This window comes from uncultured Aliivibrio sp., assembly GCF_946479765.1.
Classification (GTDB): domain Bacteria; phylum Pseudomonadota; class Gammaproteobacteria; order Enterobacterales; family Vibrionaceae; genus Aliivibrio.
In genome coordinates this window covers 1-26,654 of record NZ_CAMLHO010000027.1, presented here as the reverse complement: position 1 = coordinate 26,654, position 26,654 = coordinate 1, and the positions used below count along the sequence as shown (strand labels likewise).

The following is a 26,654-nucleotide window of genomic DNA, read 5'->3' as shown; positions in this document are numbered from 1 at the left end:
TCTTCATATACAATTACCTTTATTCTACTCTGAATTTAGATTATCGCCAAATAGCTTTCTGTACCAGACACTGTGATTGAGCAATGAATAACCTTTAATCTTCAAATCATCCCCTTCACTAGTTATTCTTACCTGTCCTAATTGTGCAGTATCTAACCACTCAATCTCTTTTTCGAGGTATCTTTGTTTGATTTTTTGACTCGGTAAATTCCATGGCGTAAATCGACCAGTAGAAACAACAGCTATTTTGCCCTTCATCTTTTCGGCCCATCGATCCGTCGAAGAGGTATTTGAGCCGTGATGCGGTACTAAAAACACATCGACATCATCAAATTGATTTTGATTTAATATTAACATTTCAGAAATTGCATCAATATCACCCGTTAATAAAAATGTCCATTGCTCAATCTTAACTTTAATTACACATGAATGAGGGTTATAAGCTCTCGCAACCATTTTAGGAGGCCAAATCGCTGTAAACTCCATGCCTCCCTCTTTCCATTGTTGACCTTTAATACAGGCTTTATTATTTAATCCAAACTCACTTGTTCTTATCCACTCTGGCTTAAATGTATTAATTAAATGCATTTTTCCACCGGCATGATCATTGTCTGAATGACTAATAATTAAGCCATTAATCGACTTAACACCACGCGAATATAGAATAGGCTCTATGACACTTTCTGCAATACTGCCATTACTCCACTTCATGCCTGTATCATAAACAACGGTGTGTTCTTGATTCGATAATAGTACCGACAGACCATGACCGACATCTAAAAAATCAACCTGCCATTCTTGTTCTGGTTTAACAAGCAATGATCCTACAAGTAAAAAAATAATAGGCTGAAAAAAGAACTCGAATGGCAAGGTAAGCTTAAGAACAAAGAATAAGATAATCGAAATAAGAACAACGTTGATGTACATCGGTAATATTAACCATGATTGCTCCGCTTTTTCAGCCAACCACCATACAGGGTAGAGCGATACATTCGCCAAAGACCAAAACCATGCTGAAATATCACGATTAACCAATTCAGTGACCACTGCAAACAAACTTAACGGAACCGTAAACACACTAACCCAAGGGACTGAAGCGAGATTAATCAATGGGGACAGGTAACTCACGCCAGAGAAGAAATAAGCTTGCACAGGCGCTAGCAGAATAAATAGCCCAAATTGAATAAAAACAACTTGACTCCACTTTCCCACTAATGAATATCGTTTATGTTTCATTAAAATTTGATAACAATGTAGTGATAAGAAAACGACACAGACAGCACTAAATGAAAGCCAAAAACTCATTGAAAGAGACGAGAATGGGTTAATAAGCAAACAAATAAATAAACACCACAAAAACAATACGTGCTTTGGCCAGTAAAATCTATTGATCAATAAAATAGACACTATAAAACACGCAATCAGCGCTCTGACCGTCGGTAATGAAAAATCAGCAAGCCATGCATAAAATACCGCACAGACAAAACCACTAATCGCAGGAAACCATCGATTATTCATGCTAGCGTGCATAATTCGACCTATTTTCCCTAACCACCAACCAATCGCAAAAACAAAGCCAATATGTAAACCAGAAATTGCCATTAAATGAGCTAAACCGGAGTTCCGTAATATTCGCCATTCATTGCTATCGATATCACCTTTATAACCAAAGGTTAAAGCAAGAAGCAAAGACTGATATTCCTTGCCTACCGTATTATCATAAACCTGAGTAAACCATTGACTTCTATATGAGGCTGAACTGTCAATCAAGGTTGCATTCGTAACCTTACCGTAAGAATGAATACCTTTTGCTAAGGCGTAATCCTCAAGTTTGTAACCGATTTCGTTATGTCGCCCTATGGGAGGGCGTAATGTCACATCAAATTGCCATTGTTGGCCTTGTTTGAACAATATCTCTTCAGGATCATTATCAAGCCCTTTTTTATAATCACGGATCGACAATCGTAATAAGGGTCGATGAAAAAAATTCATTGATTGAGTATTAATCTCAAGAACTTGAACTAAAATTGATGATGTTCTTTCGTTAAATGCAATTAGACTTTGAATTTCGCCTTTGATGGTAATATCATGACCTTGACTATAAAGCCGCTTATTGGCACTTTCATAGTAAGTTATGTGTAAGGATGTGATGATTAACCCCAGCAGGATGCCTTGTATTAATTTAGCTTGGGGCAATTTTAGTGCGATTATATAGCTAAAAATACACAATGAAAATACAAACGACGGCAGGTTTGTTGGCCAGTAGGCTGACGACAGAAGAATAAGAATTACGACAGCGATCTTTATACGCATGTCATTAAACAGAAGCATTAACTCATGCCAAGAAAATTCATTAAACGTTTTTTACCGAACCACGAAACCATTAAACGCCAAAAAGCATTAAAAGTATTTGGCAACGTATTGTACAACCCAAATTTATGGTGTTTGAACCGTCGCTCTGCTGCGGGTGCTTTTGCTGTCGGGCTGTTTATGGCTTTTGTTCCTCTTCCTAGTCAAATGATTATGGCGGCAGGCCTTGCTATTCTTTGTGGTGTTAATCTACCACTATCGATTGCATTAGTTTGGGTTAGTAATCCTGTCACCATGCCGGTGTTATTTTATGGTGCCTATAAGATTGGTGCTTGGGTGCTCTCAACCCCTGCTCAACATTTTCACTTTGAGCTTTCATGGGAATTTATTGGATCACAAATGTCGACTATTGGGCCTCCTTTCCTTCTTGGATGCGCAATTTGTGCCATTGCTTCATCACTTATTGGTTATTTTGGTATCCGAGGGCTTTGGCGCTATTCCGTCGTAAGAAGCTGGAAAAAACGAACATTACGTTTGAAGTTTCCACACAAAAACTAATTTAGCCTCTCTTATTATGCTCTTACTATAGCTGGCAGTGATTTTTTGCTGTCAGTTCACAAAATTCCTCTTACTAACAAACAGTATGATAGCTCCAATATGATATAATTGCCTATATCTTAATAATTGGGCTTTTCACTTACTGTGAATAAATAATAAAAAAAATACCAATACCATTTATTACTGCTACTTAAGGAATACGACATGCATGAACTGACTGAGTGTCCCAAGTGTCTTTCTGATGAATTGCTCATTTCAGATAATGAAAATACAGTGATCTGTTCAGATTGCGGAGTAATAAAAAAAGAGGGTACTTGGCTTGTGGGGGAAAAAGAGAACATAATATTTACTACATAATAAAATAATATAAATAAAAAAAAGCCCACACAATTAAGTCTGGGCTTACTTTTACTGTATCAGCGTTATTTTGTAATTACGCGAATATTTCTTGTAGCTGAGGAACCACTTGCTTCTTACGGCTAAGTACGCCATCAAGCCAAACTCGGCCATTCTCTGTCGCTTTACCGTAAGCTTTTTCTGTTAGTTCTGCATTATCACTAACCACTAATAGCTCAGAGCCTTCTTTCATGATATCCGTCAAAAGTAAGATCATAGTATGACGATTACCTTCCACTTTCATTGCTGCGATATCTGCTTCTAGCTCTTCTTTGATGTCATCAAATACAGAAAGATCGATTACTTCAAGTTGGCCAATACCAACAAGTTCACCGTTCATATTGAAGTCTTTAAAATCACGCATAACAAGATCACGCACTGGCGTACCTTCTACTGCTGATTTCACTTTAAACATATCCATGCCTAATTCTTTAAAGTCTTCAATACCTGCGATTTCAGCAAGTGCTTCAACACATTTAATATCAGCAGTTGTGCATGTTGGTGATTTAAAAATTACTGTATCACTTAAAATTGCACATAACATAATGCCAGCAATATTTTTTGGAATTTCAACATTGTAGAAATCGAACATCATCTTAATGATTGTGTTACTACAACCAACAGGACGGATCCAACATTCTAATGGTGTAGACGTTGTTAAATCACCCAATTTATGGTGGTCAACAATACCAACGATCGTTGCTTCTGCAATATCATCAGGCGCTTGAGTCAGCTCTGAATGGTCAACGATGTACACTTCTTCACCAGCGTAGCTCGTTTTAAACTCTGGAGATTCTAAACCAAATTTATCAAGAATAAATGCGGTTTCAGGAGAAAGTTCACCTAAGCGAGCAGGAATAGCAGCTTCACCGATTTGATTTTTTAAGTAAGCAAGTGCGATTGCACCACAAATTGAATCTGAATCTGGGATTTTATGGCCCACTACATACATTGACATTCTATTACTCTCCTTTAAATATGCGCGATATTCTAACAAATTGAGGGAATTTGAAAAGCAAAAAGGCTTGTACCTTTCGATACAAGCCTTTAAATACTGTAATTCAATTTGTTGTTTTGCTTTCAACCATTTTTAAAAGCTCTCAGAAAGAACGCTTAAAAATGGTATCCCGTAGGGGAGTCGAACCCCTGTTACCGCCGTGAAAGGGCGGTGTCCTAGGCCTCTAGACGAACGGGACACTATGAAGGTGTAAACACCTTCATATCTTTTTAATTTTCAACCTCTGCAAAGCTGCTGGGTGTAATCATCAAAAAGCTCAAAACAAAGTTTTTACTTTATTTTGCTTGAAGTGTCATTTAAATTACTAAAAGTAAGCTGCAAGCAACTTTTGAAGACTCGGTTCGCGTCAATGTTTCACTTCTGCTGAATTCACATTCCTTACCAAGTAAAGTTTGCTCTAACAACGGAGCCGAATTATAGAGATTTGGCGATGAGTTGCAAGTCTTTTTTTTATCACATTCGTCATTCACTCAAAAAAGAACAATTAGACCAATGCAATTAATTAAACTTCCCACTCTTTTTTCATTCTTTTAATTACATCATAAGGCACATCGTGCGTGCTTTTAAATTGGCCCTTGCACACTTCAATATTCAGCACTGCTCCGTATTGTCGGGCAATTTTCCGATAAGCATCCATTTCCCACTGCTTAACAAACGTATTCGCCACCACCACACTTCTACCATGATAAAGATTAAATTCACATTGAGATTGGCACCATTGATGAGCCGAGCTTAATAATGATCCTTCAAAGCTATACTCATTATCATCATTCACAAAAAACTGATCCGCCTCTATATGTACCAAATCCAATGTTTTTGCCAATGTTGATTTTCCACTACCAGGTAAACCTCTCAATAATCGTAATTCTAATTTATTCATCGTTAGCTCTGCTCTTTCATTAAATTCTGTCTTACAAACTCAGTAAATACTTTCATCCTTGAAGGCATGTATTTATTTTGAGCATACTGCATCGCGATAACACCGTGATAATTCCCTTTTATCTGCCAATCAGAAAGAACAGGAACCACCTCGTTATTATCTAATGCCTCTTTAATAACAAAATCAGGAAAGATCCCAATACCAAAACCATCCTTAACGCCATTTAATCTCATTTGCGAATGGTTAACAGCGTAACGACCCGTTACCGCAATAACATGGCTTTCTTCCGCTTTTACAAATTCCCAAATATGATCTGTTGTCGTTTCACCTAAATAAAGACAGTCATGGTGAATAAGATCGTGTGGGTTAATTGGTAATCCTCTCTCTTCTATATAAGAAGGACTGGCACATAAGCTGAGGTTGACCTTTCCTATCTCTTTCATGATCAACCCTTCCGTTGGTTTATCTGTTAAACGAAAAACCACATCAATCCCTTGAGCGATCATATCGATATCACCATCCGATGCTCTTAGCTTTAATTGGATTTTAGGATATTTGATCAGAAATGGAGTAATGAGCGGTTGAAGTACAATCGTTAAAAATGCTTTTGGTGCCGCAACCGTTAAACTTCCAGACGGAACAATGTGCTCTGAGCTAGAAATATCAATCGCTTGTTGTGCTGCCTCGACCATAATGACCGATTGCTGATATATTTTTTTACCCGATTCAGTGATCAATAGACTGCGTGTTGTTCGCTCAAATAACTTTACAGATAGCGCACTTTCTAATCGAGTAATGAGTTTACTCAACGCAGATGGCGTTACCCCAAGTTTTTTAGCCGCTGCCGTAAAGCTGCCTTCATTTACAACTACAATATACGTAGCAAGATCGGGTAATAAAGTAATAAGTTTATTTGTGACCATGATTCACTAATGCTTTTCCAGTTTTAGGGATAATAGTCGTAATTGATTTGAATTAGAATCTATTTATCGGATTTTGATTACACTTTTATGTGCAACAATCATAACTAAAAAAGGGAACATAATGTCTTCTGCATTCTACACTCAGATCCAAAATCAAATTGAAGAAGTAAAGAGCGAAGGTTTATATAAATCTGAGCGTATTATTACTTCAGCTCAAAAAGCATCCGTTTCTATCTCTACAGGCCAAGAAGTTCTAAATTTCTGTGCAAACAACTACTTAGGTTTAGCTAACCACCCAGCTCTTATTGAAGCTGCGAAAAATGGTATGGATGAGCACGGCTTTGGTATGGCTTCTGTACGTTTTATCTGTGGTACTCAAGACTCACATAAAGTACTAGAAGAAAAACTATCTACTTTCTTAGGTAAAGAAGACACCATCCTTTACACCTCATGCTTTGATGCAAACGCAGGTTTATTCGAAACAATTTTAGGTGCAGAAGATGCCATTATCTCTGACGCTCTAAACCATGCATCAATCATTGACGGTGTTCGTCTTTGTAAAGCAATGCGTTTCCGCTACGCAAACAACAACATGGCTGAGTTAGAAGAACAACTAATTGCAGCAAAAGAAGCTGGCGCTCGTCATACACTTATCGTTACAGATGGTGTGTTCTCAATGGACGGCGTAGTTGCTAATCTTCCTGCTATCTGTGATTTAGCTGATAAGTACGAAGCGCTTGTTATGGTTGATGACTCTCACGCTGTTGGCTTCATGGGCGAGAACGGTGCAGGTACTCATGAACATCATGACGTTATTGACCGTATTGATATCATTACAGGTACGCTAGGTAAAGCAATGGGTGGCGCATCAGGCGGTTACACTTCTGGTAAAAAAGAAGTCATCGATTGGTTACGTCAACGCTCTCGCCCGTACTTATTCTCGAATTCAGTCGCTCCAGCAATCGTTTCAGCCTCTATTCGTGTTATTGATTTACTGGCTGAGTCAGGTAATTTACGCACAAACTTATGGGAAAACTCAGCACATTTCCGTACTCGCATGGAAGCCGCTGGTTTCACTATGGGTGGCGCTGACCACGCTATCATCCCAATTATGTTAGGCGATGCAAAGCTCGCCGCTGAATTCGCAGAACGTGCGTTAGAAAAAGGCATCTATGTTGTTGCTTTCTCTTTCCCTGTTGTGCCTAAAGGTCAAGCTCGTATTCGTACACAAATGTCTGCTGCTCATTCTCGTGAGCAACTAGATCGCGCAATTGATGCCTTTATCGCTGTAGGTAAAGACATGGAGATCATCAAATAATGAAAATTAAAGCACTTTCAAAACTAAAACCTGAAGAAGGCATTTGGATGACCGAGGTTGAAAAACCTGAAATGGGTCATAACGATCTTCTTATCCGTATCAAGAAAACGGCAATTTGTGGTACTGATGTTCATATCTACAACTGGGACGAATGGTCACAGAAAACCATTCCTGTACCAATGGTTGTTGGTCACGAATACGTAGGTGAAGTGGTTGGCATTGGCCAAGAAGTTCGTGGCTTTGAAATTGGTGACCGTGTTTCTGGCGAAGGTCACATTACTTGTGGTCACTGTCGTAACTGTCGTGGCGGCCGTACTCACCTTTGTCGTAATACAACAGGTGTTGGTGTAAACCGTACTGGTGCATTCTCTGAGTTCTTAGTTATTCCTGCATTTAATGCCTTTAAGATCCCAGCAGGTATTTCTGATGATCTAGCATCAATCTTTGACCCATTTGGTAACGCGGTTCACACTGCCCTATCATTTGACTTAGTAGGTGAAGATGTTCTTATCACTGGTGCAGGTCCAATTGGCATCATGGCAGCAGCCGTTGCAAAACACGTTGGCGCTCGTCACGTTGTAATTACTGATGTTAACGAATACCGTCTAGATCTTGCTAAAAAGATGGGGGTAACACGTGCAGTAAATGTGATGAACGAAAAGCTTGAAGATGTAATGTCAGATCTTGGCATGACTGAAGGTTTTGACGTAGGTCTTGAAATGTCAGGGGTTCCATCTGCATTCAACAGCATGCTAACTAACATGAACCATGGCGGTAAAATATCTCTATTAGGTATTCCACCATCTGACATGACAGTAGACTGGACTCAAGTGATCTTCAAAGGCTTGGTCATTAAAGGTATCTACGGTCGTGAAATGTTTGAAACTTGGTACAAGATGGCATCACTGATCCAATCGGGTCTAGATCTAACACCAATCATTACCCACCATTACAAAATCGACGACTTCCAAGCGGGCTTCGATATGATGCGTTCAGGTATGTCAGGTAAAGTTATTCTAGATTGGGAATAATCATTCTCATTTAAAATGAACTATAATAAGGCTAAACTTCGGTTTGGCCTTTTTTATACCGCTTAACTACAAATCCAATATAAATCTTAGAGAGTACTATGCCTCAATTAGAAAATCAGGGTTATCATATTCACGTTTACTTCGATGAAAGCAGTGTTGATTTCGCCATTAGTTTAACAGAACAGTTAAATGACAAATTTGGCTATGAACTGGGAAGAATAAATAAGAAACCAGTGGGACCACATCCCGTATGGAGTCGCCAGGTGTCTTTTAAACATAGCGATTATGATGAGGTTATTATGTGGATTGAAGCACATAGAGCGCAACTTTCTGTACTCGTTCACCCATTAACAGACGATGAATACCTTGACCATACTCAGTCAGCAGTATGGCTTGGAACCCCAATTAAATTAGACCTCAGTATTTTTACAGAAAGTGAATTAAACGCTAGATCGTAACAAATATCGCTAATTAAATAATCTTACTCCTTTTGAGGATAGATAATCAAAAGGAGTAAAGCAGATAATTATTTAGATTGGTATACCGCAAATTCTTTATTCAACATATACTCAGACCATTCTTTTTCTTCCATTGCCTCAAGGAAAGCTTGCTTCGCAGCAATAAAAGCCTGTTTATCACTCATATTATTCGTTGAAAACGTTTTAAATTTATAACTACTTCGCGGGGTTTGCCCTACAATCCCTTTAAAAATAGTTTCACTCTCTGTCACTTTAACGACGACACCAACAACGTTAGAAGAAGGATGGGCTGTTATGAAATATTTACCTTTTGCCGATTCTGCCTTACGTTCGTTTTTGAAATTTGCCCAATTATAATTTGCTTTCATTAAAGCAACTTTTCTTAATACATGACCAGGGTGTGTACACGCAGTAAAATTATTGATGTTAATCGTTGTTCCAGTCTTAACGGTCTCTTTTCTTACATTAAAACTCGATTTATCTTCCGCTTCAATCATGAGGATCTGTTTTGGTTTTCGTTTAAATTCAAACCATTTTTTTCCACACTCAGATCGGCATCCATCCATTGCTCTTTGAACCATATCATCACAAATTTCACGCATTTCAAACTTAGAAAGCGGTGTCGTGGTTAACCCTTTTGCCGGTTTAAAAGCGGAAATATCAGCATCTTGGGTTTTTAAATACGTATCTAAAACCTCACCGATAGCATTAAGCTCAGCTAGATATTCACCCAGATCATCAAAATTTACCGAATAAATACTGCGAGAGAAATTATGAGAGCGATAACAAGACTTACTTTCATGTCGTTCAAAATGACTATTAACGTAAGGAGTCCCCTTTATCATAGACAACTTTAATTGAATATTAGGATGTAAGCCTTGATATGCGGACTTTGCTGTAAACGTCTTTGTTTTTCTTGCTGCATCTGCGGTTTCATATTCATCTTGCTCGACTAATTCCGCAATTGACCACGCGGCTTCAATAATCGCTTCTGAGCGAGCGTCTATATCATTATCTTCATTATCAAAATCAGCATAATAGGCCTTACTGTAATAGCGCTGCCCCTTACGAGCAAAACGTACTTGAGCAAATTCCATTCTTCGTCGTTTTGTTGATTGCCCATCATTCCAATTTATTCCGATTGGGATCCAATATTCAGTACCAGCAATATCAACCAACTTCACTCGTAACAATAAATTTTCTTCAATATACGTTTTCTTTCCACGTACGATTAAAAATGTATTGAAATCGAGTCGGGGTGATAAGGGATGGTACATATAGAAACCTCTGAACACATGAAATGAAATAAACTAGGAAGAAAGTAAGCTCTTGGAGAAAGAGCCTTTTATTTTATTGTTATCTAGCAGTGATTATATCACCGTTTTAATTATTAATTCAATTTTCTTATAACAATATAAAAAAAGGCATGAAATTGATCCCATGCCTTTTCTTATTAAACCATATTAGACACTTAATTTAGTACGGATCTTATTATAGACCCCTTCACCATTATCTAATTCCGTCTCACAATCCATTAAAATCGCAACCGCCTGGCTTACGTGCTTAACAGGCCAAATAGAGAACGTTCCCTTTTCAATAGCTTTAGTTACTTCATTATTCAACATTAAATTTTGAATATTTGACTGCGGAATGATGACACCTTGTGTCGAGTTTACTCCTTTAATTTTACACACTTGGTAAAACCCTTCGATTTTCTCGTTCACTCCACCAATGGGTTGAGCCTCACCAAATTGATTCATTGAGCCTGTAATCGCGATATTTTGGCGAATTGGCACTCCAGAAAATGCAGAGATAATGGAACTGAACTCAGCCATTGATGCGCTATCCCCATCCACACCGCCGTATGATTGCTCAAACGCCAAATGCGTTTTTAATGGAATTGCCTTCTCATTACCAAATAGCGATGCTAAATACGCACTAAGAATAAGAACACCTTTAGAATGTATACTGCCGCCAAGCTCAACTTTTCTTTCAATATCAAAAACTTCACCTTTACCAAAAGACGTCGTTGCCGTAATGCGATTAGGCATCCCAAACTGATGGTTAGACGTCGATAAGACCGACAAAGCATTCACTTGCCCCACCACTAGCCCATCAGTCTCCATTAAGGTTGTTCCATTCACAAAACTTTGCATCACCCCATCTTGAACTCGGTTAACTCGATGCTCTTTATTTATTAAGGCTTGTTCAACATGCTTTAAGCGGATCATATTTGACTTGGCCGCTCTGGCAATATAATTGGTTTCTTTTAATAAATTGGAAATATCTTCAGAATGTAAAGACAATCGATTTTGGTCTCCAGTCTGACGAGAGCTGTATTCTATAATTCGCTCTATCGCTTTTTTATCACATTGCAGCATTTTACCATCATGCACAATACTGGAAATAAACTGAGCATAATGAAATTCGGAGGCGTCAGTTCTTGGCATATCATCTTCAAAATCAGCAGTGACTTTAAAAAGTTCACTAAATTCTGAGTCATAATGTTGGAGTAACTGATAAGTTTGGTAATCACCAAATAAGATTATTTTTACATTTAACGGGATCGGCTCAGGCTCTAAAGACACGGTACCTGATAGCGTCACTTCCCTTTCTAGAGAACTTAGGTTTAGGTTTTGAGATCGTAGCGCTCTCTTTAATCCATCCCAAACATACGGTCTTTCAAGTACTTTAACCGCATCCATAAGTAATACTCCGCCATTCGCCTTATGGAGGCTACCAGCACGAATTAATGAATAATCGGTAAAGACGGTTCCTTTAAATGTCGCATTTTCTATGTACCCGAATAAATTGTGATAACTCGGACTTTCTTCCACAATTAACGGAAACTGTTCCTCTTTTTGACTAACAAGTAGATTAATTTGATATCTACGAGGTAACCTTTTCTCTAAAGAAGCATACGCGAGTTCAGCATCTTCATTACCTTCTTGAAGGAAAACATCAAAGTTTTCTACGATGTCTTTTTCCATATCTTTAAGATGTTGAGTAATGATTTTTGAATCACTATATTTAGTTTTAATTACTTCAAAATTAACAGTTAATACTTGAGAAATAACGTCTTCATTTAACTTTTCAATCTTATCGGAATATTTATCTTCCCATTCAGTCAATTGACGAACCAAACTGCGTAATTTAATTTCTAACTCATCAATAATTGACTCAAATTGACGCTGTTCTTGTCGTTCTAACGCATCAAACGTTTCTTCGCTATGTAACTCTTCACCATTCATTGCAATAAATTGATAATCACCTTGAGTCGTAACCGCCAGACTAACCCCTTTGGTTTTTGCTTCTTTGGTGAGTGTACCAAGTAAAGACTCTTGCTTATCCGCTAACTGATTTTTTAGTGTGCCTGTTCTGGTGTAGTAAAGCTCATTATCAAACGCCAGTGGGATCGCTTTTGCTAATTTTAAGGTTATCTTTTCAATCTCTTTCTTAAAACTCGCACCTGTACCTACAGGTAGCTTCAACACTTTAGGCGTTCGTGTATCATCAAAATTAGTGACATAGCACCAATCACATAATCCATTACCTACGGGATTATGACGCTTTAAATAACGTAAAATCATCGTTCGTTTGCCAAGACCATTTTGACCTACGGCATAAATATTATAACCACGATCAGGAATAGACATGGCAAACTCAACGGATTGTTGCGCTCTATCTTGTCCGACAATTTCATCAATAGGGGTTATGTATTTGGTTGATTTACATGTGTTTTCATCGAGTGTTGCTGAGCGATATACTTGCTTATGCGTGAGAGGTAAAGTAAACATAAGGCGACCTCTTGTTTTTTATGATTTTCATCAGTATAGATTGAAAAAACACAAAATTAAGTGATCTACGTTTAACTATTTGAAAAAGAAGGTTTTTGTAAATCATTACATATAACTCAATACTCATAAGTTAATGGATGAAACCCCTATATCCCGTTAAATCCACTTTATAACCTCAGATTGTCACAAATAAACACCGCATCAGCTTGAATATGATACGTTGAGCCAGATTTAATCCCATCAGAATGCACTTTGATTTTATCAAAAAGATCAGGCACTAATTTATCTTTTAACGATTTATGTAATCCATTAAGTGATTGACGAACAAAATCTTTTTTTAACTCACCTAACTCATCATAGCTTTTTTGTCGCCATTAACCTTCATCTTCTAAGCCCATTGTTTTATATAAACGAACGTCCGCCTTCATCTTATCTAATACGTTAAGATAATGTGCCGTTTTACTTCTGCCATAAAATTGTTGATGGATTTGCAATCCGATGGTGTTGAGCCTGTAAACATTGGTTTTGGTATGCCTTCAATTAACACTTTCAAATGATTATTTTTAGCTCTTTCATAAGAAAAAGGCGTATCTGTACCAAGCAGATCATTTAAAAATTTAATAACGCGCTTTTGATATTTACTGTAATTAATTTGCTTGCACATGATATGGCCTCTCTGATGAATGTCGTTTTGTTGAGACTCATAGTAGTTATTCAGTTAGTTATAGTTCTGTTTATAAGCTTACGAAAACATTAACTTGTGGCACATTAATTACCTATTGAATAAGGCTCCAGACAATAAAAAGAAAACAGCTTGCTTTCTACTACTTTTGAGTTAGTCATAAAGATCTAAAATTTAACACTAACACCACATAAAACCCAAGATAATAACCTATCTCCGCATTCAGCGATAAAAAAACACTATCAACTTAGTGCTTGTCGTTTATTTTTAAAATGTAAGATTACAGACCGATCTCACATTTGCTACATAGCATCCATTGACTTAAGATTAATTTGACTATTGATTTGTTTAAAATTAACAATAAATCTGGTTGAATATGCTCAAAATACGAGCTTCTAACATAGAACATGACGGGTGACCAGACAATAAATAGAACCAATATCACATAATTGATAAAATAAAATTCACATAACCGATCTTCTCGCTAAAATGCGCACATATTCAAATTTAGATATTAACTCACATTAATATGTAAGTTTTTTGTGACCGAACTTAACATTTGTTAATGTTTGCCTCACGCCTTTAATGACTAATAAATTTATCTAAAAAGATAAATAATAAAGAAGAAATAAGCAGTGATAAAAATAAATAAAATAACAGCAGCTATTACTAGTGTTATGTTCAGTGGGTATTTATATGCCGCTGACGCAAGTCCAGCCTCTAATGTTGTATCTTTTGTTCCAGGTGAAACAAAAGTTCAAAATGGTGATATGGTTTCTTATAATGGCGAATGCTTTATTGCCAAAAACAACCCTGGCATATGGGAATCTCCAAATGCAAGCTCATGGTTTTGGGATTCATCGGTATGCTCAGGCGAGCCGACTCCAGATCCAGAACCAACTCCAGATCCTGAGCCAACCCCAGATCCAGAACCAACTCCAGATCCTGAGCCAACTCCAGATCCTGATTTGGGCGACGTTATTCCTTTTATTCCAGGTAAAACTCAGGTTACTAATGGCGACGTTGTTTCTTATGACAACCAGTGTTTTATTGCGCAAAATAATCCGGGTGTATGGGAAACGCCAAGTGCTAGTTCTTGGTTCTGGACTCTAACTGAATGTTCTGACGAACCAGTTAACCCTGAACCTGAGCCTGAACCAGAAGTAACTGAATTATCAATTCTTGCCCCAACAGCTGGTCAATTGCTAAAAGCTAACGAAGCGATCGCAATCAATGCTCACGTTGATGGTAACTTAGCATCTAAAGTTGAATTTTGGGTTAACAACATCAAACTTGCTGAAAAAGCAGTTAACCAAAATAATACACAGTACTCTCACACTTGGACACCAAGTGAAGAAGGTCGCGCAACAGTTAACGTATTCGTTTTCGATAAAAATAACCAAAAAATCGAACAGAAATCAGTATCTGTTACTGTAGAAGCTGATGTTAACGAAGACTTTGTAGCACCAGTGGTAACTTTTGTGACGCCAACAAATGGTTCAACAATTAAAGTAGCTGAAACTGTTTCTATTTCTGTGAATGCGACAGATGCTGATAACGATTTAACAACACTAGTGGTTAAAGCAAACAACGAGCAAATCTGTTCGTTTGATGCAACTAACACAGAAGCATTTACATGTGAGTGGCAATCAACTCAAGCAGGTAACGTTACTTTTAACGCTATTGCTACTGATGCTCAAGACCTTTCATCTACAACAAGTGTGAAAATCACAGTTGAAGAAGAAACAATTGACCCGCCAATTGAACCACCTGTAACGCCACCTGGCGATTTATGTAAAGACTTTAATGTTTACCCTGACTGGACAAATGGCGATCACGCTACTGGCGGCGACATTATGGTTCATAACAACATCGCTTACTCTGCAATTTACTGGACTCAAACGCTTCCAGGCAGTGATAGCTCATGGGCTCTTCACCTAAATTGTGATGGTACAGAACCAGGCACTGCGCCACTTCTTTCTCTACCAAACCCGATGGACCCAGTTCGTCTAGAAGTTGCTGGCTGGCCAAACACACTAGTTGTTGCAAGCCCATCGTCAGCAGCACCAAAAATGTTGACAATTAATGCGAGCAACAGCGCTGATTTAGCTAATTTAGATAAGCTAACAAGCACGTTTGTATCAATCATTGAAGCAGCTGCACAAGCAGGTTCTGCATCAATCATCATCAACAGTGATGTTCTTGATGCAGCGACACAAGATAAAGCATTATCTTCAAGCAGCATTGCGGTTAAAGAAGCACTAATTCAAGCAATGGATATCACTGGCAACAAGATTGACATTGATGATATCAACGCACTTAGCAATGACTTGAAAGGTTGGGCTCAAGCTCATCACCTAATCATTTCTACGCTAGCACCAGAAGCAAACTACGGTTGGTCTCTAAGCATTGGTGATTTTGCTTTTGATACTCACTCTGGCAGACAATCTGTTTGGGATGAAGCATCTAGCTACACAGCTGATTTACTTGATAAATTAGAGCTTTACAAAGCAGAAGTAGCAACTAAAGCTGATTTCGTTGCTTTCACTAAATCAAACTCAACAGAAGCGTTATCTAGTGAGCAATGGCACAACGCGCTAGAGTACGTTAAGCAAGTAACTGATTTTGTTAAAACACCTGCAATGCTGAGCAACATCCCAACAGAGCAAGCTTCTGCTTACTTTATGGGTGATAAAGCAAACAAACCGCAAATTCGTAAAGCGGCATTCAGCAATATATTTGCTATTCTGTTTGACAAAAATACGGCTGCATTATCAAGTGAAATTGAGCATTACCAAGACGCTAAAATGCCACTGTACTATGTTGGTGAATCAACAGAAAATGGCAAGTTAACTATCATTGATGCGTTAAACAACGAATTAATGAATGCTGAAGATACAATGAACAACACTGCATTTTTGTACGAAACACCTCAATCACAATGGGTTCCGTCTACTGTTTATAAGTGGAGTGACTTCATGACTGGTCTGAATGCAATGCATAATGTTGGTGTGGCTGGTAACAAGTTCTGGCTACTAGACGAAAACCTTGATGATGCAACAAACATCAAATATGCAAAAGTTGCGATTGCTGCGTTCTTAGCACAAAGTATGCAAGAAACGATTCGCTACAATGCATGTGATGAGAACAACTGGGCTGAGATTAAATACGGCGCAGCGACAGATTACCCAATGTCTGCAAGCTGTGGTCAACTTGGTCAAAAATATGCAGATTACGGTGTTAACCCTGAGTCTGGTTTAGATCACGCTTACTCTTGTCCTCGTGATAACAAAATGGAAGTAAGTGCACTAACTCATGCTAAATGGTATGGCGCTCCTGCTCCTGTATTCGCAGCACCAAATGCAGTACTAGAAGAACGTGGTTTACTTGTTAACGGTAGCGTTGGTCGTTGGACAAACAGCGGTCACTGTAATGATGTACCTACATCTGTAGATGGCTCTAAGCAAGTATGGGAACGTGACGAGTGTAAAACTTACGTTGACCAAAAAGCAGGTAAGTTCATCTGGGATGGCAGTAGCCAAGCAGACGTTGAAGGTTGTGGCTGGTGGGGTCGTGGTGTAATTCAAACGACTGGCCGTCAAAACTTCGGTACGCTTAACCATTACTTAGGTCGTTCACACGTTGACCCTGAGACAATTGGTAAAACAATTGATGGTATCGTTGTTCAAGCTCCACCAGAAAATCCACTATACGCTGACTTAGATTTCTGTTCGAACCCAGGCCTAATTTGTAGCTCTGAAGAGAATAAAGAAATTAAGTGGATTGCAGGTCTGTTCTACTGGGTTACTTCAGTACAAGCATACCCTGATGAAACTGGCCAATACGGCGGCTGGAACTACCATGAAGAACTTAAAAAGTATGTTGATGGTGGCATGAAAGGTACTGACTTTATTGATGACGTATCTGGTATTGTTAACCGTGGTTGCCCAGATTTAGTTTGTTCTACTGGTGAAGTTCATAACGTTAAAGAACGTCGCACTAACTTTAAACTTGTATTAGAACAACTAGGTCTTAACCCACAATAATACGTGGCAAATGGCTCTAGAGAAAAATCAGTTAAGTTACATTAACTAAAATAAAAAGCCCCCAGTTTTCGACGCTGGGGGCTTTTTTTATGGGATTAATTTACTATGAAATAAAGAATATCAAACCACATTTATTAATATCGACGATGCATTATTTTCATTGTCAGAAGGTAAATTGACGGCACAATGGTTAAAGTCACAATAAGGGAGATAACACAACCCCAACCAACCACAAGCGCCATTGGTGACATGTAATTATCATACCCCCCCAACCCATAAGCCAGTGGAATAAGACCTGCAACAGTTGTAATCGTTGTTAAGCTAATTGCCCTAACGCGACTTAATGTGCCTTTAATAACAAAATCAACTAATCCTAATGTTTCAATCTCTTGCTTCGTTTCTTTAAAATGCCAAATTAAAACTACGCTATTGTTTACCATGATACCAATTAAGGCGATCATTCCGATAATAGAAAAGAAACTAAGCACTTGATTATGAATAAACAAAATAAATAATGCACCACCAATACCAAAAGGAATAACAGACAGTACAATCAACGATTCCACAATATTATCAAACAACAACAATAAAATAACGGCAATACCAATCAAGGCAATAGCGATTGCGATTGCAAAACTCGTCTGCGCTTGTTGTGTCTCTAATATTTGTCCCATAGGTACAATTTTTGCGCCCTGATAATCCTTACCGGTAAACTCACTTTGTACTTGATCAAATACCGCAATAGGATCGGTAATCACAGAATCAATCCCAGCAGAGACTCGAATGACTCGCTCGCCGTTGAAGTGCGTTAACTTAGCCGCCATTTCGCTGTGCTCCCAACGTACTAATTCTTTCAATGGCACCAAACGGCCATTTTTTGCACGTAGTGTTATATTTTCAAGATCTTTTAATAATTTATCATTATCTTCCAGGGTCACTCGAAAATACACTTCTTCTCTTCCGTTAAAAATACGGGTAACACGCTGACCTTCAATCGCATATTTTAGGGTTTCACCCACTTGAGTTGCACTAATCCCATAATACTGTAACCAACGATGTTGAAGCGCGACATTAATCTGAGGCGCTAAATCATTCACGTCTCGCTTCACTCGATTCGTCCCCTCTAAAGAGGCCAGATAGATCACTAATTCATCCGCTAATCGCTCACGCCCTTCGTCTGTTCCGCCTACAATTCGTAAGTCAACTGGACGCCCAACAGGAGGTCCACCACCATCAATATCAAACTCAACCTGATTTAATCCTTTGATATTAGAGAGGTTACCTTCCCATTCTTCTACAATATCTTCTGCAGATCGTGTTCTGTCATTCGGTGGAGTCAATGATATTGCCCATATACTGCTTGGAGAGCCGACTTCACCAAACCAATACGCCACCTCTGGTGAGGCTTCAAACATGGCTTCCACTTGTTGGGTTTGTTCCCACACTTCATCTAGCGATAATTCTGAATTGGCTTCTGCGCTAACTTCAATTAAATAAGCACCATCCGTTGGGAAAAATAAATAACTGATGTTTTTAAATGACAACACACTGATAGCAACCGCAATGATTATCGAACAAGGTAAGACCATCTTATAACGCGAAATCATTCCTCCGATTAATTTATTAACCGCAACAAATTGGCTACTCTTCTTTTTCGTTAAAGAGTGCCCTTTTTTTAATACTCCTTTTAAGTGAGCTGGAATAAAAAACAGCGCATCAATAAAAGAGAAGCACAATGCGATGATCACCGTAAGTGGGATCACAAACATCATTTTTCCTGTATTTCCTGGAAAAAATAACAATGGAATAAAAGCGACCATGGTCGATACGATACTTGCCAATACCGCAGGAAAAACACGCTTAACGCCTTCAATTACTGCACTATCAACGTCATATCCTTCTTCGACTAACGAGACTATCTTGTCACTCACAACCACCGCATCATCGACAATAATACCGATAATCAAAATCAATGCCGACAATGTGAACACATCTAAAATTTGACCAAATAGTGGCAACGCTGCCAACGTTCCAAAAATACAAACAGGAATAGAAACAGCAACCCAAAAGGCAATGCGTTTGTTTAAGAATAAGGCTAATGTCGCTAATACTAACGCCAACCCAATTAAGCCATTATTTTGAACTATATTCGCTTTTTCTTTTATATCCGCAGACAGATCCGAACCAATGGCTAGCGTATACTGATCTCCAACTCGCTTTTCTTCTTGTTCAAGTAAGGCTTTAACTACTTGAGAGGTTTTGATAACATCCGCACTTTCACTAGTACGTAAATCAAAAAGGATGCTTTGTTTGCCATTAATTGAGCCATAAGAGGACCCTTTTTCAAATCCGTTAACGATATCACCCGCTACATTCTTTAACTGTAAGCTAGGGTTAAAAGAGATAAACATTTCCTGTAAATCTTTAATATTATTTAGCTCTGCAGTGGTAATTAATTCTGGGTTATCTTTTAGCTCTTCTAAACGCCCCCCGCTGATCAGCGCATTTCGTTCCGCGATAATCGAGGCTACCTCATCAATCGTTAAGCCATATCGTTTTAGTGATATCGGCTCAAGCTGAATGATAAATTCAGGATTACGTAAATCAATAGGGTGAACTTCCCCTATCCCATCCAATCGTCTCAACGCTAATTCTAAATTTTTAGCTTTATCCCTAAGCGTGGCATAAGGCACATCACCTGAAATACCAACGACCATAAAATCAAGACTGTACGATTTTTTAATCGACAAGGTTGGGGCTTCCGTTACCCCAGCGGGTAAATCTGAAACGCGAGTAATCGCATCTCGAATATCTTGGTACGTGACACTCGGTACAGAAACATCACTATTTAATTCAAAGCTAATGTTTGACACACCATTTTCTGATGTTGATGTAAATTGTTTTATGCCAGAGATAGATAGGAGTTCTTTTTCTAATTTACTGGTGACATTACTTTCTACATCTAATGCCGTTGCTCCAGGATAATGAGTCACAATGTCGCCTTGCCTCATATCAAAACGTGGCTTTTCTGCTAGTGGTAAATTGTATGCCGTCCATGCACCGATACAAATAATCATCAGTGTCAGTAGCTTAGCGGCAAATTTACGAGTAAAAAGAAAAGAAAGCATCAGGTTCATAAACCGTCCTCACTCTGATTGAAGTACACATATGCTTCCATTCCAGGATGAAGATTACTGGTATTATCTAATGTGACTTCCACTAAAAAGCCGGGATCATTTTCCTGCATTAATGGTGAGAATAATGTCACGATACCTGTAAGGCTTTTTTCTAATGACGGTATCGTTATTTTTACACTATCCCCTTTTTGAAACTGTTCAAAATCACTTTCAAGAAGATGAAAACGCACTTTGAGTTTAGATAGGTCTGCGATAGCGTATAGTGGATCACCAACAGAAATAAATTGACCAACCTCAACAGAACGAAGCGTGACAACCCCATCAAATGGAGCATCAGGTGTCGATTTATTTAAAACACGCTTGGCAATCTCATATTGTGTTTTGCTCATGTTGTATTGCGCTCGGCCAATCTGAGTAAGGCGAAATTGATTTTCAAAATCGCCTTCAGAAATACCTTTCTTTTTAAATAAAGATTGGTAACGTTGCAGCTGCTTTTCTTGCATCTCTAACTCTGCTTTTTTGGCATCTAAGTCATACTTAGCCAAATTAATATTTAATAAATAATCCTTTTCTGAAATAGAAAGCAAGGGTGATCTTAGTGACACATTGTCCCCATTATCAACATTGAAAGAATCAACAACCCCATTCACTTCACTGCGTATGGTCACCATTTTTTCTGGTGCAAGTTTACCTACAATATAATTGTCTGCAAAAGAATAAGATGTCATCATAAATAACGATAAAAACAGTATTTTTTTCATTTATTCAGCCTGTATTTTTTATTTTGTAACCATAAAAATATGGTTAATATATGAATGTTAATTTTTAATTTGAAATATAGTTTTATTTATTGAATACCCATTTTAAATTAAACCAATAGTTACTAAGCATTCCACCGATAACACCTAATAATAATCCGCTATATAGAAATACAGTTTCTTTCCCTAATACGGATACCACTGACATAAAAATAATAAAGTTAGGTATCGCTGAAATGCATGCTGATAACATCGATTTTTTCCACTCTTTAAGTAAAGTAAAGGCCGTATTATGTGTAGAGCCAAACGTAAACCAATGATTTCCTAACCACGTTGTCGTAGCGGCAAAGAAAAAGGCGATCACTCTAGACTCCGCAATAGGAGCATCAAAGAGATGAAAGCACAGCATAAATACCGTACTATCCACGACAAAACCCACCCCACCCACACAAGCGAACTTGATTAACTTAATCATTACGATTTAATGGAACAATGATAAAGTTCTCTTTTTGAGGGCGCCGATAATATTAAGGCACACAGATCATTTTCTTTATCGACAAACGCTTCAATGTCTTGTTTTTTTCCTATCAAATAAAAATCAGATGTCGCCGTTATATTGCTTCTATCTTCTATTTTTTTTGCTTTACCTTGACTATAAAATTGCCCTGAAAATGGACGTTTACCTACGTAATACATTGGTAAATCTTGGGTTATTGCTTCAAAAATAATACGATCACTTTTTTCATCTGCTTTCCCTAAATTTAGAACCAATAAAACAATTAATAGCACCACGGGTAAAATCATAGATACACCCGCAAACCATTTATAGTCTTTTTCTGTCGTACAAATAGCCACTAACATGCCCAATGCTGGTATGCCAGGTAAAACATAAGCAGGGAGGATATTACCTGCCACTGTAAATAAGAATAAAGGCGAAAGTAACCAACAAACAAAGAAGGAAATTAGCCCTACATTATCTTGATTCACTTCTTTAATTCGGTCTCTTCTAAACCACGCTAAAAGAGGCAATACTATAGACCAAGGTGCGGCAGCTTGTAACCAAAAAACCCAGATCATTCCTTTAGGCTGATCATGCGCCGAACCATACAAATCCCCTTCCCATCCACTGACAAAAAATCGATTAAAATGCTCGCCAATAATGAAATAATTTAAAAAATTAGGCGTTGCTATTTCTGCCATGATGTACCAAGGAAGCGCAATCAATAGCATTAACATTGAGCCTGTAATTAAAGGGAATCTCTGCCATAAAACACGAAAAGCGCCAATCAATCCATGCTGTAAAACCAACCAAGGGAACACAGCAATACCCATCAGAACAATCGCGACAGGACCTTTAGCTAATAACGCAAGTCCTAATCCCACAAAACCAAGGTAACCCCATAAGCGGCCTTTATGCTTGTTTTCATGATGTAACCAAGCGTAATAAAACCCCATCATTGCCACGGTGAACGTTAACGTCAGAGCCATATCCGTCATTACGGCCCCTGCTGAAATAGAAAAAATCCCACACGTTGCTAGTACAATAGAAGCAATTAATGGGTTGAATCCAGCACGCTTTGCCATAAATCCGATTAGCACTAAAGTTAATACACCCGCAAGCCAATGCGGGGCTCTTACTGCAAACTCATTAAACCCGAATAAGATTAGTCCATAAGCACTCATCCAAGTAAACATCGGAGGCTTCCCCCAAAATGGAATACCATAGTCAAATTGCGGAGTTAACCAATTACCCGTTTCAACCATGAGGCGCGCCATCTCCCCATACCGTGCTTCTGTTGTGTCCATTAAAGGATATGCAGCCAATGAGACCAGTCTGATAACCAAAGCAAAGCCAAGTAATAGCCATAAATGATGTCGTTTCATGATCATGCTGATTTCTCATAAATTTGAGCAGCCTGAACTGCAGGTTGGTCAATAACGGTTTGAATTAGATATAATGGTCTATGCTTTGCTTCTATGAAGATCCGTCCTATGTATTCCCCCATGACGCCCATACAAAGGAGCTGAATCCCCCCCAACGCTAACTGCACCACCATCATTGACGGGTAACCACTGACCACCTCACTAAAGATCATGGTTTTTATAATAATGACCATTCCATAAATAAACGCCCACAACGCAATTGCACATCCTAGAATGGTCGCTATGCGTAATGGTTTTATTGAAAAAGAGGTTATTCCATCCACCGCTAACCCAAATAATTTAACGTAATTCCATTTCGTTTCACCGCTGAATCTCGCATCGCGAACAAACGGTAATGTGGTTTGATTAAATCCTGGCCATGAAAAAATACCTTTCATGTATCTATTTCTTTCTGGCATTTGATTAATATGTAAAACGACTTCACGACTTAATAATCGGAAATCACCCACATTACTAGGCACGTCTATATCACTAAGGGCATTTAATACTTTATAAAAACACTTCGCAGAAAAACGTTTAACCCACGTTTCTCCTTGTCGCTTTATTCTTTGCATATTGACCACATCGTAGCCTTCCTGCCATTTATCTAACATGCTAGGAATTAACTCTGGTGGGTCTTGCAAATCCGCATCAAGTAAAATAACCGCGCTTCCTTGTGCATACTCTAATCCTGCACTCATCGCTGCTTCCTTACCAAAATTACGACTAAGTCCAATGTATCTTAAGCTAACGTTATCCTCTGAAAATTGCTCAACCAATTGACGGCTTCCATCAATGCTCCCATCATCAACATAGATAATCTCACAATGTCCTTTAATGGTATTAAGTACCGCAATCAATCGTTCATGACACTCAGTAATGACAGAGGCTTCGTTATAAAAAGGGATAATGACAGAAAGGGTCAATGGCACTGCATCATCAATACAATGTAACCGGTTAGATATCACTGAAACAGGCGAAGAAGTTGTCATACACGTTACTCTTTATTAGTATTTCAATACTGAGTATGGTATTTCTTATCATGTGAAAAATTTGTCAATGTTAGAATTTACCCTGCTTTATTAAATTTACATTTTTTCGACATGACTTATTGATAATCAACATCTTCATATACTAGAGGCTGACAATGAAACGTGTATTACTTGTAGAGGACAACCGTGACATCGCAAACATGCTGTTTGATTATTTTGAGTGTTTAGGCGTTGATCTAGATTACGCAGATAATGGAGAGCTTGGTTTAAAGTTAGCTTTAGAACATACATTTGATGTGATTTTACTCGATTTAATGCTTCCTAGAATGGATGGATTAACCGTCTGTAATAAGTTGCGAGAACAAGGTAACAATACCCCTATTTTAATGCTCACCGCACTCGACAGCCGAGAAGACATGCTTAATGGATTCAGTCATGGTGCTGATGATTATCTAACTAAACCATTTGATTTAGATATCCTTGAAGCTCGAATGAATGCGCTGACTCGACGCTATCGTGGAACCGTGACGTCAACAACCATCACTTATGCTGATATAGAAATAGATCAAAAAAAACGCACAGCCACTCGCCAAGGTAAAACCCTATTACTTAACCCTAAAACATACTCCATATTAGAACTGCTTTGTATAAAGGCGCCTGATGTCGTCACAAGAGAAGAGATTTCTTATAAATTATGGCAAGAGAATGAGCCGGATAATGACGTACTTCGCAGTCATATTTATCAACTAAGAGCTCAACTTGATAAACCTTTCGCTTCGCCATTATTGGTTACCGTTCCAAAAATCGGCTTTCGGTTGGAGCAAAAGATATGATGACTCCATTTTTAAATAACACAAAAAGTTTAACCGGCCGATTGGCCCTATTTTTTATATCACTATCCACCGTGGTGGCAGTATATTCTTATCTTATTTTTTTCGCCGCATTGCATGTTTCTGAGGATAGATTAAGCGCTCAACGCATTAGAATTGACCTTAATGCGGCGAGCCATCGTTTTATGGCAGGAGAAAATGGTAAAATTACGTTGGATACATTAAGTAACGCATACAATGATCTTTCTTTACTTCCCGACTTTATTAACAATGAAATCTCAGAAAAAGACACCTTCTTAAATGAGATAGGGGAATACCCGAATAGTCGATTAGTGATGAAAAGTGAATACCTTTTAAATGGTAAAAAATACCCTATCGTTGTCGAAACAAAAGTCGATGAACTCGAGTTAACCTCAGAAGAGGTTGTTATTGTTAGTGCTCTTGTATTTAGTTTATTGGCTATCTTACTCTTCAGTTTTGGTTCGGTTTTATCAAGGCTTTCTCAACGCTTAATTGAACCCATCAACCAATTATCAATACAGTTAAATCAAAACACACGTAATACTCATCAAGATTTTATTATTTCAGATCATTCTGCAACTGAATTTCACCAACTATCACAACAACTCAACCACTATCGACATGAAATTAATGATCTAATAAAAAGAGAACAAGCTTTTGCTCGTTATACAAGTCATGAACTACGAACACCATTAACCGTGATTAAAGGATCTAACACGTTACTGCAAAAAACAGATAAAAATGCCTTTGATACTCGACAGTTAAATCGAATTAACCATGCAACCTATCAAATGTCGACCATCATTGACGCACTGCTTAGCTTAGTAAAATATGAGAAAAATCAAGATTACTCTCCTGTGAGGGATTTTTCTCAACAAGAGCTTTCCTCTATTATTAAGCAGAATTCAACTCAAGCGCATGAAAAAGAGGTTACGATTAATCTACACACTCATTCTGAACCCAAAGTTAAAGCCTCTGAAGCAGTAATGAATATGATCATTGGTAATTTGCTGCGTAATGCCATTGCCGTTACCGAACAAGGCAACATTGATATTGAGATGACTAAGAATGATGTGCAAATTAAAGATGAAGGTCCAGGGTTATCTTCTGAGCCCAATATGGATGGACATGGACTTGGCTTACTGATCGTAAGCGATTTGTGTCATCGCTATGACTGGGACTTTACCCTTGAAAATAATGCCGAACGCGGATGTAATGCTAAAATTACCTTTAATGCATCCCAATAGACATTGCTCACCTACCTATTTAGCACCTATTTTTTATGTACTGATAATCAAATAACGTTCTGGATAAATCGTCGTTATCTGGAGTGAAAAGCAAATTTTTAGTAAAATAACTAAATGTAAGTTAGGCAAATAAGCTATTAATTAAAGATCATTTTCCAAATGTGGAAAAATACAACTAAGTAGTTTGTTTTTAATAAGTATTTATGAATATAAACAGGAACAATCTCTTGAGGAAGATAAAAAGAGATTGGAGCGTACTGCGGGAATCGAACCCGCATCATCAGCTTGGAAGGCTGAGGTAATAGCCA

The 26,654-nt window shown here is 38.1% G+C and carries 18 protein-coding genes, 1 tRNA gene and 1 pseudogene; 7 read left to right on the top strand and 13 right to left on the bottom strand.

The genetic code is table 11. The annotated features are described in order from the left end of the window. Positions 1-24: 24 nt before the first annotated feature. The gene (locus Q1K78_RS11330; RefSeq protein ID WP_300178455.1) at positions 25-2,331 is read right to left on the bottom strand and encodes a DNA internalization-related competence protein ComEC/Rec2; all 2,307 of its coding nucleotides are present in this window, start codon (positions 2,329-2,331) and stop codon (positions 25-27) included. Between the two features lie 6 nt (positions 2,332-2,337). Between Q1K78_RS11330 and Q1K78_RS11325 the strand changes: the two genes are divergently transcribed. After that, entirely contained in the window at positions 2,338-2,868 is a 531-nt protein-coding gene (locus tag Q1K78_RS11325) for a DUF2062 domain-containing protein (protein ID WP_300178452.1), read from the top strand. 433 nt (positions 2,869-3,301) lie between these two features. On the opposite strand, the gene Q1K78_RS11320 is transcribed toward Q1K78_RS11325, so the two are convergent. From Q1K78_RS11320 to Q1K78_RS11305, 4 genes are all read right to left on the bottom strand, one after another. Next, a complete protein-coding gene (locus Q1K78_RS11320) occupies positions 3,302-4,222 on the bottom strand; it encodes a manganese-dependent inorganic pyrophosphatase (protein ID WP_300178449.1) in 921 nt (306 codons plus the stop codon). Positions 4,223-4,384: 162 nt separating this feature from the next. Further along, positions 4,385-4,460 (bottom strand) — tRNA-Glu (locus Q1K78_RS11315). A gap of 324 nt (positions 4,461-4,784) precedes the next feature. Further along, positions 4,785-5,162, bottom strand: a complete 378-nt coding sequence (locus Q1K78_RS11310; protein ID WP_300178446.1) for an ATP-binding protein — start codon at positions 5,160-5,162, stop codon at positions 4,785-4,787. Positions 5,163-5,164: 2 nt separating this feature from the next. After that, complete coding sequence (locus Q1K78_RS11305; RefSeq protein WP_300178443.1) at positions 5,165-6,085, bottom strand: LysR family transcriptional regulator; 921 nt, start codon at positions 6,083-6,085, stop codon at positions 5,165-5,167. A gap of 121 nt (positions 6,086-6,206) precedes the next feature. Here Q1K78_RS11305 and Q1K78_RS11300 point away from each other — a divergent pair, with 121 nt between their 5' ends. From Q1K78_RS11300 to Q1K78_RS11290, 3 genes are all read left to right on the top strand, one after another. Beyond that, positions 6,207-7,403 carry a glycine C-acetyltransferase gene (locus Q1K78_RS11300; RefSeq protein WP_300178440.1) on the top strand — a complete coding sequence of 399 codons (1,197 nt, stop codon included), beginning with the start codon at positions 6,207-6,209 and terminating at the stop codon, positions 7,401-7,403. After that, complete coding sequence (gene tdh, locus Q1K78_RS11295) at positions 7,403-8,434, top strand: L-threonine 3-dehydrogenase (RefSeq protein ID WP_105063835.1); 1,032 nt, start codon at positions 7,403-7,405, stop codon at positions 8,432-8,434. The genes Q1K78_RS11300 and tdh overlap by 1 nt, the downstream gene beginning before the upstream one ends. Before the next feature lie 98 nt (positions 8,435-8,532). After that, the gene (locus tag Q1K78_RS11290; protein ID WP_300178433.1) at positions 8,533-8,892 is read left to right on the top strand and encodes a DOPA 4,5-dioxygenase family protein; all 360 of its coding nucleotides are present in this window, start codon (positions 8,533-8,535) and stop codon (positions 8,890-8,892) included. 68 nt (positions 8,893-8,960) lie between these two features. Here the strand turns inward: Q1K78_RS11290 and Q1K78_RS11285 are convergent, their stop codons facing one another. From Q1K78_RS11285 to Q1K78_RS11275, 3 genes and pseudogenes are all read right to left on the bottom strand, one after another. Further along, the gene (locus tag Q1K78_RS11285; RefSeq protein ID WP_300178431.1) at positions 8,961-10,190 is read right to left on the bottom strand and encodes a hypothetical protein; all 1,230 of its coding nucleotides are present in this window, start codon (positions 10,188-10,190) and stop codon (positions 8,961-8,963) included. Between the two features lie 261 nt (positions 10,191-10,451). Further along, a pseudogene (locus Q1K78_RS11280) lies at positions 10,452-12,710 on the bottom strand (ATP-binding protein); the annotation flags it as partial. 433 nt (positions 12,711-13,143) lie between these two features. Next, positions 13,144-13,374, bottom strand: coding sequence for a hypothetical protein (locus Q1K78_RS11275; RefSeq protein WP_300178426.1), 231 nt, complete (start codon positions 13,372-13,374; stop codon positions 13,144-13,146). 653 nt (positions 13,375-14,027) lie between these two features. On the opposite strand from Q1K78_RS11275, the gene Q1K78_RS11270 reads away from it, so the two are divergent. Next, positions 14,028-17,438 carry an Ig-like domain-containing protein gene (locus Q1K78_RS11270; RefSeq protein ID WP_300178424.1) on the top strand — a complete coding sequence of 1,137 codons (3,411 nt, stop codon included), beginning with the start codon at positions 14,028-14,030 and terminating at the stop codon, positions 17,436-17,438. Between the two features lie 134 nt (positions 17,439-17,572). On the opposite strand, the gene Q1K78_RS11265 is transcribed toward Q1K78_RS11270, so the two are convergent. The 5 genes from Q1K78_RS11265 to Q1K78_RS11245 form a co-directional block, all read right to left on the bottom strand. Then, the gene (locus Q1K78_RS11265; protein ID WP_300178421.1) at positions 17,573-20,575 is read right to left on the bottom strand and encodes an efflux RND transporter permease subunit; all 3,003 of its coding nucleotides are present in this window, start codon (positions 20,573-20,575) and stop codon (positions 17,573-17,575) included. Next, a complete protein-coding gene (locus tag Q1K78_RS11260) occupies positions 20,572-21,336 on the bottom strand; it encodes an efflux RND transporter periplasmic adaptor subunit (RefSeq protein WP_300178418.1) in 765 nt (254 codons plus the stop codon). Before Q1K78_RS11260 ends, Q1K78_RS11265 begins: the two co-directional genes overlap by 4 nt. Positions 21,337-21,418: 82 nt before the next feature. Further along, entirely contained in the window at positions 21,419-21,808 is a 390-nt protein-coding gene (locus Q1K78_RS11255; protein ID WP_300178415.1) for a GtrA family protein, read from the bottom strand. Continuing rightward, positions 21,808-23,223: a glycosyltransferase family 39 protein gene (locus Q1K78_RS11250; RefSeq protein WP_300178413.1), complete on the bottom strand. Its 1,416-nt coding sequence runs from the start codon at positions 23,221-23,223 to the stop codon at positions 21,808-21,810. Before Q1K78_RS11250 ends, Q1K78_RS11255 begins: the two co-directional genes overlap by 1 nt. Next, a complete protein-coding gene (locus tag Q1K78_RS11245) occupies positions 23,220-24,248 on the bottom strand; it encodes a glycosyltransferase family 2 protein (RefSeq protein WP_300178410.1) in 1,029 nt (342 codons plus the stop codon). Before Q1K78_RS11245 ends, Q1K78_RS11250 begins: the two co-directional genes overlap by 4 nt. Positions 24,249-24,403: 155 nt before the next feature. On the opposite strand from Q1K78_RS11245, the gene Q1K78_RS11240 reads away from it, so the two are divergent. Then, complete coding sequence (locus Q1K78_RS11240; RefSeq protein ID WP_300178407.1) at positions 24,404-25,081, top strand: response regulator transcription factor; 678 nt, start codon at positions 24,404-24,406, stop codon at positions 25,079-25,081. After that, positions 25,078-26,346: a HAMP domain-containing sensor histidine kinase gene (locus tag Q1K78_RS11235; protein WP_300178404.1), complete on the top strand. Its 1,269-nt coding sequence runs from the start codon at positions 25,078-25,080 to the stop codon at positions 26,344-26,346. Before Q1K78_RS11240 ends, Q1K78_RS11235 begins: the two co-directional genes overlap by 4 nt. The last annotated feature ends 308 nt before the right edge of the window (positions 26,347-26,654 follow it).

Excerpts from the sequence above, each read along its gene's own strand:
- Q1K78_RS11275 (WP_300178426.1), bottom strand. The coding sequence starts at position 13,374 with ATGTGCAAGCAAATTAATTACAGTAAATATCAAAAGCGCGTTATTAAA.
- Q1K78_RS11265 (WP_300178421.1), bottom strand. The coding sequence starts at position 20,575 with ATGAACCTGATGCTTTCTTTTCTTTTTACTCGTAAATTTGCCGCTAAG.
- Q1K78_RS11330 (WP_300178455.1), bottom strand. The coding sequence starts at position 2,331 with ATGCTTCTGTTTAATGACATGCGTATAAAGATCGCTGTCGTAATTCTT.
- Q1K78_RS11290 (WP_300178433.1), top strand. The coding sequence starts at position 8,533 with ATGCCTCAATTAGAAAATCAGGGTTATCATATTCACGTTTACTTCGAT.
- Q1K78_RS11260 (WP_300178418.1), bottom strand. The coding sequence starts at position 21,336 with ATGAAAAAAATACTGTTTTTATCGTTATTTATGATGACATCTTATTCT.
- Q1K78_RS11325 (WP_300178452.1), top strand. The coding sequence starts at position 2,338 with ATGCCAAGAAAATTCATTAAACGTTTTTTACCGAACCACGAAACCATT.
- Q1K78_RS11235 (WP_300178404.1), top strand. The coding sequence starts at position 25,078 with ATGATGACTCCATTTTTAAATAACACAAAAAGTTTAACCGGCCGATTG.
- Q1K78_RS11310 (WP_300178446.1), bottom strand. The coding sequence starts at position 5,162 with ATGAATAAATTAGAATTACGATTATTGAGAGGTTTACCTGGTAGTGGA.
- Q1K78_RS11300 (WP_300178440.1), top strand. The coding sequence starts at position 6,207 with ATGTCTTCTGCATTCTACACTCAGATCCAAAATCAAATTGAAGAAGTA.
- Q1K78_RS11255 (WP_300178415.1), bottom strand. The coding sequence starts at position 21,808 with ATGATTAAGTTAATCAAGTTCGCTTGTGTGGGTGGGGTGGGTTTTGTC.
- Q1K78_RS11305 (WP_300178443.1), bottom strand. The coding sequence starts at position 6,085 with ATGGTCACAAATAAACTTATTACTTTATTACCCGATCTTGCTACGTAT.
- Q1K78_RS11240 (WP_300178407.1), top strand. The coding sequence starts at position 24,404 with ATGAAACGTGTATTACTTGTAGAGGACAACCGTGACATCGCAAACATG.
- Q1K78_RS11320 (WP_300178449.1), bottom strand. The coding sequence starts at position 4,222 with ATGTCAATGTATGTAGTGGGCCATAAAATCCCAGATTCAGATTCAATT.
- Q1K78_RS11285 (WP_300178431.1), bottom strand. The coding sequence starts at position 10,190 with ATGTACCATCCCTTATCACCCCGACTCGATTTCAATACATTTTTAATC.
- Q1K78_RS11245 (WP_300178410.1), bottom strand. The coding sequence starts at position 24,248 with ATGACAACTTCTTCGCCTGTTTCAGTGATATCTAACCGGTTACATTGT.
- Q1K78_RS11250 (WP_300178413.1), bottom strand. The coding sequence starts at position 23,223 with ATGATCATGAAACGACATCATTTATGGCTATTACTTGGCTTTGCTTTG.
- tdh (WP_105063835.1), top strand. The coding sequence starts at position 7,403 with ATGAAAATTAAAGCACTTTCAAAACTAAAACCTGAAGAAGGCATTTGG.